The sequence below is a fragment of the Actinotalea sp. JY-7885 genome, from assembly GCF_014525465.1.
Taxonomy (GTDB): domain Bacteria; phylum Actinomycetota; class Actinomycetes; order Actinomycetales; family Cellulomonadaceae; genus Actinotalea.
This window is the reverse complement of the sequence record NZ_JACEXH010000140.1, coordinates 1-8653: the sequence shown is the minus strand read 5'-3', so window position 1 is coordinate 8653 and position 8653 is coordinate 1. Positions and strand designations below refer to the sequence as shown.

Genomic DNA, 8653 nt, shown 5'->3' with positions numbered 1-8653 from the left:
GCCACCACGCCGCGCTCGGCCGCGGCGGCGGCCTCGGTGCGCGCAGCACGCGCCGCGTCGAGCTCGGCCTGCCGCGCGCGCTCGACCTCGAGCGACGTCTGCCGGAGCGAGGCCAGCTCACCGAGGAGGGACTCGCGCTCGGCGGCGATCTCCGTGACGCGGCGCTCCGCGTCCTCGTGCATGGTCTGGGCCTGCCCGAGCGCCGCCTGCGCGGCGGCGGCCGACTCCTCGGCCTCGTCCTCGGCCCGGCTGGCGCGGTCCTCGAGCGTGCGCGCGACGAGGTCCGCCGCGTCGAAGAGCTGGACGGCGCGCTGGGCGCGGTCGCCGAGCTGGTCCATGGCCGTCTGACGGGCGACGAGGTCCTCGAAGCCGTCGGCGGAGAGGAACGCACCGAGGCCGTCCAGCGAGCCGCCCGACCGGTAGGCCTGCATGGCGATCTCGCCGAGCGCGGCGCGGGCGACCTCGGCGTCGGCGGCCGCGACGGCGGCCTCCTCCAGCGCGACCCGGGCCCGCTCGGCCGCGGCATCACGCTCGGCGGTGGCGGCGGCGTAGTCCTCGGCCGCGGCGGACACGGCGGTCCATGCGCCCTCGAGCTCGGCGGACTGCGCGGCGAGCTCGACCTCGACGGCGGCGACCGTGCGCGCCGCCGTGCGGACCGCGTCCTGCGCCGCGCGGACGTCGTCGTCGCTGACGTCGGGGTCGGCGTAGGAGGCGCCGGCGGTCGCGGCCCCGAGCGCGAGGACGAGCGCCGTCGCCGCGGCGGTGCGGCGCGCGCCGGTGGTCCAGTGGGTCATGCCGTTCCCGTCGTCCAGTGGGGGCGCCCGACCGCGAGGGTCCGGCCGCCGTGCGCTGCCGTCGAGGCGGCACGCCCGACGAACGCTACCCACACCAGCCGCAGGAGGGAACAGGCGTCACACCAACAACTTCCGTCACTCCCGTCACAGCAGTCACATCCGTCCCACCGGCCCCGACGCGGGGAGCGGACAACTCGGACCCGCCCGTGCGTGGCGCGGCGCGGTGGCGCGGGTGCGTCGCCACGGGGCGCCGGCCCTCGCGCCGGCACACGCCCGCGGCATGTTCACCCGATCGGCGGCCGGCGCCACTCCCTCGCTCCGGGGGGTCGGCCCGAGGCGTGGACGCGTCGTCCGACATGTAAGACGGGTCTCGTGGTCCCCCCACGGGCCGCCGTAGTGTCGCCGGCATGACCTGCCGAATGTGCCGCTGACAGCGCACGTCCGGTGGTGCGCCCGCTGACCGGTAGGTAGCCGCGCTCCCGCGCCCGCCTGAACCACCGGCCAGGGCGCCACTCCCCACGTGCACACGCCCCAGTCCCGTCGCGGGCTGGCCGGGTCAGTGCGCTGGCTGTGGTCACCCCGCGGCTCCCACTCATCGAGGAGCCCGCACCATGAGCAACGAGAACTGGTCCTTCGAGACCCGCCAGATCCACGCCGGTCAGACCGCCGACCCCACGACCGGCGCCCGCGCGCTGCCGATCTACCAGACGACGTCGTTCGTCTTCCCGGACGCCGACACGGCCGCCGCGCGCTTCGCGCTGCAGGACCTCGGCCCGATCTACACGCGCATCGGGAACCCGACGACGCAGGCCGTCGAGGACCGCATCGCGTCGCTCGAGGGCGGCGTCGGTGCCCTGCTGCTCTCGTCCGGCCAGGCCGCGGAGACGTTCGCGATCCTCAACATCGCCGAGGCCGGCGACCACGTGGTCGCGAGCCCGAGCCTCTACGGCGGCACCTACAACCTGCTCCACTACACGCTGCCGCGGCTCGGCATCACGACGACGTTCGTCACGGACCCGCACGACCCGCAGGCCTGGCGCGACGCGGTGCAGCCGAACACCAAGCTCTTCTTCGGCGAGACGATCCCCAACCCCCAGGCCGACGTCCTCGACATCGAGGCCGTCGCGGCGGTCGCGCACGAGGTGGGCGTCCCGCTCGTCGTCGACAACACCGTCGCGACGCCGTACCTGATCCGTCCGTTCGAGCACGGCGCCGACGTCGTCGTGCACTCGGCCACCAAGTACCTCGGCGGCCACGGGGCGGCCATCGGCGGCGTCATCGTCGACGGCGGCACGTTCGACTACGCCCAGCACCCCGAGCGGTTCCCCAACTACAACACCCCGGACCCCTCGTACAACGGCCTGGTCTTCGCGCGCGACCTGGGCGTCGGCGGGCTCTTCCCGGTCAACCTCTCGTTCATCCTCAAGGCCCGCGTCCAGCTCCTGCGGGACCTCGGCTCCTCGATCTCGCCCTTCAACGCCTTCCTCATCGCCCAGGGCATCGAGACCCTGTCGCTGCGCGTCGAGCGCCACGTCGCGAACGCCCAGCAGGTGGCGCAGTGGCTCGAGCAGCGCGACGACGTCGTGCGCGTGCACTACGCGGGCCTGCCGTCGAGCCCGTGGCACGCGAACGCCCAGAAGTACGCGCCGCGCGGCGCCGGCGCGATCGTGTCCTTCGAGCTCGCGGGCGGCGCCGAGGCGGGCAAGCGGTTCGTCGACGCGCTCGAGCTCCACTCGAACGTCGCGAACATCGGGGACGTGCGCTCGCTCGTCATCCACCCGGCGTCGACGACGCACAGCCAGCTGACGCCCGAGGAGCAGCTGCGGTCCGGCATCACCCCGGGCCTGGTCCGCCTCTCGGTGGGGATCGAGGGCGTGGAGGACATCCTCGCCGACCTCGACGCGGGCTTCCGGGCCGCCAAGGGCGCGTGATGGGGGTCCCCGACCGGGCCGCCCCCCGCGCACACGACGGGCGGCCGCCCGTGGACACGGCCGGTGGTCGCCGTGACGGCGCCGGAGGTCTGCGCGTCGTGCAGGCCTCCGACGCCGTCCCGGCGAGCGCTGCCTGGCGCGAGGGCGACCCGGTCGGGGACCGGAAGTTCGTCGACCTGGGTCCGCAGGACCTCGAGGCCGGCGGACACCTGCCCGCGGTCCGGATGGCCTACGAGACGTGGGGCACGCTGTCGCCGTCGGGCGACAACGCGGTGCTCGTGCTGCACGCGCTCACGGGCGACTCCCACGTGACGGGGCCCGCCGGCCCGGGGCACCCGACGGCCGGCTGGTGGCCCTCGCTCGTCGGGCCGGGCCGACCCATCGACACGGACCGCTACTTCGTCGTCGCGCCCAACGTGCTCGGCGGCTGCCAGGGCAGCACCGGGCCGGCGTCGACGTCGCCCGACGGCCGGCCCTGGGGCGGACGCTTCCCGTACGTCACGGTGCGGGACCAGGTCGCCGCCGAGATCGCGCTGACCGACGCGCTCGGGATCGATGCGTGGGCGCTGGTCGTCGGCGCGTCCGCCGGCGGCATGCGCGTGCTCGAGTGGGGCGTCATGGCGCCGGACCGCGTCCGCGCGATCGCACCCATCGCCACCACGGCCCGCACGACCGGCGACCAGATCGCCTGGGCCCACGCCCAGCTGGCGGCGATCCGCGGGGACGCGCGCTTCCGCGGCGGCGACTACTACGACGCGGCCGACGGCGACGGGCCGCACGCGGGACTCGCGGTCGCGCGCCAGATCGCCCACACCACGTACCGCAGCGCGGTCGAGCTCGACGAGCGCTTCGGTCGCACGCCGCAGGACGGCGAGGAGCCGCTCGGCGGCGGCGGGCGCTTCGCGGTGCAGTCCTACCTCGACCACCACGGGGGCAAGCTCGCGCGCCGGTTCGACGCCAACACCTACGTCGTGCTCACCGACTCGATCCTGTCGCACGACGTCGGCCGGGGCCGCGGCGGCGTCGAGGCCGCGCTCGCGCGGGTGAGCGCGCGTGCGCTCGTCGTCGGCGTCGACACCGACCGCCTCTACCTGCCCGAGCAGTCCGCGGCGACGGCCGCCGCCCTGCCGCACGCCGACGGGTTCCACCTGATCCGCTCCGACTTCGGCCACGACGGCTTCCTCATCGAGGAGGATCAGGTCGGCGCGCTCGTGCGCGACTTCCTCACCTGAGCACACCCGCGTCCACCGACCAGGAGACCAGTGCCCGCTGCCCCGCCCCTGCCCCCGTCGCGGTACCGCGACACCGATCCCCTGGCCGTCTGGGGCTTCGTCACCGCACTGCTGCTCTGGCCCGCGGGCCTCGTGCTGTCCTACGTCGCGCTGCGGCGCATCCGGCGCAGCGGCGACGGCGGCTGGGGGCTCGCCCTGGCCGGGGCGGCGATCTCCACCGTGCTCGCCGTCCTCTCGGCGATCGGTGCCGTGCTCTACCTCGCGGGCTCCGGCCTGCCCGGGCAGTGGCAGCGCGACGCCGCCGCCCGCGGGGACGCCGCCACGGTCCGCTCCGTCACCCAGGACGTCGCATCGGATCTGACCGGCCTCCGCGAGGACGACGGCGCCTGGCCGGCGAACCTGCGCGAGGTCGCGCAGGAGATCGGGCTCGACGACGACGGCGCCGTGCGCGACGTCCACGTCGAGGCCTACCTCGACGGCGACGCGCTGTGCGTCGAGGGGACGCTGGAGACGGGCTCCGGTGCGGTGCTGGCGTCCTACGCCGACGGGGAGCACCGCGCCGACGTCGGCTGCGCGGACCGCGGCTACCCGGTCACGCTGCACACCGCTGCCTACCGCGCCGAGGCCGCGGGCGAGGATGCGGCCCACGAGGCGGCGCTGACCGAGAGCCGCGAGCGCGGCGAGGCGGCTGCGGCGGAGTCGTCCGTCGGCCCACCCAAGGACCTCGGGCTGCTCGGCACCCCGACCGTGGACCTCGAGGCGTGCGCCGTGCTGACCGGCAACCTCGCGCACCTCGACGACCCGGCCGTCAGGGCGGCCGTCGGCGAGCTGTTCGCGGCCGAGGTCGAGGGTCAGGGCGATCTCGACATGGACAACGCCGCGTACCGCCTCTCGGAGCGGACCGCCGAGGCGGACGACCCCAGCAGCATGTACTGGCTGGGCGTGCTGCGCGCCCGGCACAGCTGCTGGCACGGCGGGTACGCCGGCCCCGGTGACCCGCCCGTCTTCCCGACGAGCTGGACGATCCCCGTCACCCAGGAGGAGGTCGACGCCGACCGCGCCCTGCGCGACGCGATCGCGGCCGGCACCGCCGACCCGGCCGCCGTGGCGCAGGACCGGGCCGAGGCCAACCAGGAGCAGGCGGAGATCGACGCGATCCTCGCCGGGTACCGCTGACCCGACAGCCGGCGCGGCGCTCCCTAGCATGGTGAGCATGGGAGCCCCAGTGGACGCCACCGAGCTGACCGCGATCGACGACACGCTGCGCCGGCAGTGGCTGCGCCTGCGCACCTGGATCAGCGGGCTGGACGACGACGCGCTGCACCGCGCGAGCGTGCTCGACGGCTGGACGGTCGAGCACCTCGTGGCGCACCTGGGCAGGAGTCTCGACGCCCTCGCCGCGGTGCAGCCCGCCGCGGCGGGGCCTCGCCCGCTGAGCCTCGGGGAGTACCTCGCGACCTACACCGCGGCGGGCGCGGACATCGACCGCATCACCCGCGAGCTCGCCGCGGCGATCGCCCCCGACCGTGCCGGGCGCCTCGACGCGATGGCCGCGACCGCGTTCGCCCAGGTGACGCAGCTGCGCACGGCGGCCCCCGACGTCGTCGTGCAGGCTCGCCGCGGCGCGATCCACCTCTCCGACTTCCTGCTGTCCCGGCTCCTCGAGCTCGTCGTGCACGGTGACGACCTGGCGCGCTCGCTGGACCGCACGAGCACGGGCGAGGAAGGGCCGGTGGACCCCGCCGCCCTGCGGCTCGTCGCCGACTCGCTGCTGGAGGTCGTCGTCGACCGCGGCGGCTGGGACCTCGAGGTGGTCGACCCGCTGGCGTGGACGCGACTGGCCTGCGGCCGCGTGCCCCACGACGCGGACGGCGTCGCCCGGGCCCTGAGCGCCCACCACACGTCCGACTCCGTCCCCGACCTGGGCCGCACCCTCCCCCTCCTCTGACCCACCCGCCCCGCCGCCCCCGCCCCGCCGCGACCGCCGCCCTCCGCCCCACCTAAACGCCCCGCCCGCCGAACACGTCCGTTCCCACCCACAACGTCCTCCACAACGGTCGTGCTCGAACGGAACGGACGTACTGAGCGGCGTCGGGGCGTCCGGCGTCGGCGGCTGTCCGACGTCGACATCCCGCCGGCCCTCACCGCCGCGACCGCCGCCCTCCGCCCCACCTACCCGCCCCGCCCGCCGAACACGTCCGTTCCCACCGACGACGTCCTCTGCAAGCGGACGTGCTCGAACGGAACGGACGTGCTGAGCGGCGTCGGGGCGTCCGACGTCGCCGTCGGACCTGCCGCGGGGGATGGGGCGCGGCGGAGTGGCGCGGCGGCCTGGCGGCCTGGCGGAGTGGCGTAGGGCCGGTGGCGGATGGCGCGGGCTTCGTGTCCCGGGCGGGGTCGGGGGGCGGGCACGTAGGTTTGGGGTGTGCTCGCCGCCTACGCCGCCCGGACCGATCCCGACGACCCGCTCGCCTGCCTCGAGCTCGGGGAGCGCCCCGACGCCGCGCCGCCGGAGGGCCGGCCGGACTGGTCGGTCGTCGACGTGCGGGCCGCCAGCCTCAACCACCACGACCTGTGGTCGCTCCGGGGCGTCGGGTTGCCCCAGGACCGCCTGCCGATGGTCCTGGGCACCGACGGCGCCGGCACCACTGCCGACGGGACCGAGGTCGTCATCCACTCCGTCATCGGGGAGACCGGCCACGGCGTGGGGCCGACGGAGCGCCGCACGCTGCTCTCCGAGGCCTACCCGGGCACGCTCGCGGAGCGCGTCGCGGTGCCGACGTGGAACCTGGTGCCCAAGCCGGCCGAGCTGTCGTTCGAGGAGGTGGCCTGCCTGCCCACCGCCTGGCTGACCGCCTACCGGATGCTCTTCGTCGCCGCCGGTGCGCGCCCGGGCGACCGCGTGCTCGTGCAGGGCGCGGGCGGCGGGGTCGCCACGGCCGCCGTCGTGCTGGGCTCGGCGGCGGGCGTCGAGGTGGTCGTCACCAGCCGCGACGAGGGCAAGCGCGAGCGCGCGCTGGGCCTCGGCGCGTCGCTCGCGCTCGAGAGCGGCGCCCGCCTGCCCTTCCGGGTCGACGCCGTCCTGGAGACGGTCGGCGCCGCGACGTGGGCGCACTCGATCCGCTCGCTGCGCCCGGGCGGCACCGTCGTGGTGGCCGGTGCGACCAGCGGCGACCAGCCCGGCGCCGAGCTGACCCGGGTGTTCTTCACCGAGCTCCGCGTCGTCGGCGTGACCATGGGCGCGAAGGCCGACCTCGAGGCGCTCCTGCGCTTCCTGGCTCGCACCGGCGTCCGCCCCGTGGTCGACTCGACGTACCAGCTCGACCGGGTGCACGACGCGTTCGCGCGCCTCGCCTCCGGAGAGCACTTCGGGAAGGTCGTGGTCACGCCCGCATGAGCACCTGGGTCACCGATGTCCTCGGGGCGGACTACCAGGCCCTGACGCTGCCGCTCGCCGACGACGACGAGGGCGAGGTCGTCGCGACCCTGGTCCGGTACCGGCCGCAGGCCGCCGCGGACGTCCGCCCGGCGCGCGCCGTGCTGTACGTGCACGGGTGGAACGACTACTTCTTCCAGACCGGGCTCGCCGAGTTCTGGCACGCGGAGGGCGCGGCGTTCTACGCGCTCGACCTGCGCAAGTACGGGCGCAGCCTGCGCCCGCACCAGACGCCGAACTACGTCGACGACCTGGCGACGTACGACGAGGAGCTGGACGCCGCGATCCGGCAGATCCACGCGGACCTCGGCCGCCGTGCCCGGATCATGTTCATGGGCCACTCCACCGGCGGCCTCGTGGGCTCGCTGTGGGCGCGGCGCCGGCCCGGCCTGGTCACGGGGCTCGTCCTCAACAGCCCCTGGCTGGAGCTGCTCGGGGCCTCGTTGGCGCGCAACCTCAGCATGCCGCTGATCCTGCCCATCGCCCGGCAGCGGCCCAAGACGCCGCTGGGCGTGATCGACCCCGGGTTCTACGCCCGCTCCCTGCTGCGGGAGCAGGGCGGCGAGTGGGAGTACGACACGACGTGGCGACCCACGCCCTACCACCCGGTGCGCGCCGGCTGGGTCCAGGCGGTGCTCAGCGGGCACGCCCAGGTCCAGCGCGGCCTGAACCTGACCGTGCCGGTCTTCGTGGGCCTCTCCGCCCGGAGCCTGGTGCTCCCCCGGTGGCGCGAGGAGATGCGCGAGGCCGACACCGTGCTCGACGTCGACCTGACCGCGCGGCGCGCCGTGATGCTCGGCCCGGTCGTCACCGTGGTCCGCGTCCGCGGCGGCCTGCACGACCTCACGCTGTCCCGGCTCCCGGCCCGCACCCTCTTCTACGAGGAGCTCCGGCGCTGGACGTCGGCCTACGGCTGGATGTGAGCGCGCCGGCCCCCGTCAGCCCGAGGCGCGCTCGAGCGCGTCCGCCAGCGACGGGCCGTCCGGCCGCTCGACGTGCCACACCCGCCAGCCGTCCGTGGCCGCGTCGCCCGTGAGCGCTGCCGCCGCCTCGTCGGGCGAGCGGAGACGGGTGCCGTCGGGCAGCTCGATCCAGCCGTCGGCGTGCAGGAGCGCCTCGTGGTACCCGCCGTCCTCACGCTGCCACACCAGCGCCGCCGGGGCGCCCAGGTGCGTGGCCACGCGGATGAGACGACCGTCGGGTCCCGGGGGCGGCGCGTGGGGGGCCGGTGCCGCGGGCGGCGGCGCCTCGGGCGGCGGG

6 protein-coding genes and 2 pseudogenes are annotated in these 8653 nt (G+C 75.8%); 6 read left to right on the top strand and 2 right to left on the bottom strand.

What is annotated here, in order from left to right; genetic code table 11:
- Window positions 1-794 (bottom strand): annotated as a pseudogene (locus IDM29_RS12440) (glycoside hydrolase); the annotation flags it as partial.
- A 611-nt stretch (window positions 795-1405) separates the two neighbouring features.
- Between IDM29_RS12440 and IDM29_RS12435 the strand changes: the two are divergent.
- The 6 genes from IDM29_RS12435 to IDM29_RS12410 all read left to right on the top strand — a co-directional run bounded on the left by IDM29_RS12435 (window position 1406) and on the right by IDM29_RS12410 (window position 8316).
- Entirely contained in the window at window positions 1406-2725 is a 1320-nt protein-coding gene (locus IDM29_RS12435; protein WP_182113013.1) for a bifunctional o-acetylhomoserine/o-acetylserine sulfhydrylase, read from the top strand.
- The gene (locus IDM29_RS12430; RefSeq protein ID WP_182113012.1) at window positions 2725-3957 is read left to right on the top strand and encodes a homoserine O-acetyltransferase; all 1233 of its coding nucleotides are present in this window, start codon (window positions 2725-2727) and stop codon (window positions 3955-3957) included. The genes IDM29_RS12435 and IDM29_RS12430 overlap by 1 nt, the downstream gene beginning before the upstream one ends.
- Window positions 3958-3987: 30 nt before the next feature.
- Window positions 3988-5133, top strand: coding sequence for a DUF4190 domain-containing protein (locus IDM29_RS12425; RefSeq protein ID WP_188037583.1), 1146 nt, complete (start codon window positions 3988-3990; stop codon window positions 5131-5133).
- A gap of 37 nt (window positions 5134-5170) precedes the next feature.
- The gene (locus IDM29_RS12420) at window positions 5171-5905 is read left to right on the top strand and encodes a maleylpyruvate isomerase N-terminal domain-containing protein (RefSeq protein ID WP_182113010.1); all 735 of its coding nucleotides are present in this window, start codon (window positions 5171-5173) and stop codon (window positions 5903-5905) included.
- Window positions 5906-6382: 477 nt separating this feature from the next.
- A complete protein-coding gene (locus IDM29_RS12415) occupies window positions 6383-7354 on the top strand; it encodes a zinc-binding dehydrogenase (RefSeq protein ID WP_188037582.1) in 972 nt (323 codons plus the stop codon).
- Window positions 7351-8316, top strand: a complete 966-nt coding sequence (locus IDM29_RS12410) for an alpha/beta hydrolase (protein ID WP_182113008.1) — start codon at window positions 7351-7353, stop codon at window positions 8314-8316. Before IDM29_RS12415 ends, IDM29_RS12410 begins: the two co-directional genes overlap by 4 nt.
- A gap of 15 nt (window positions 8317-8331) precedes the next feature.
- Here the strand turns inward: IDM29_RS12410 and IDM29_RS12405 are convergent.
- Window positions 8332-8653, bottom strand: a pseudogene (locus tag IDM29_RS12405) (hypothetical protein); the annotation flags it as partial.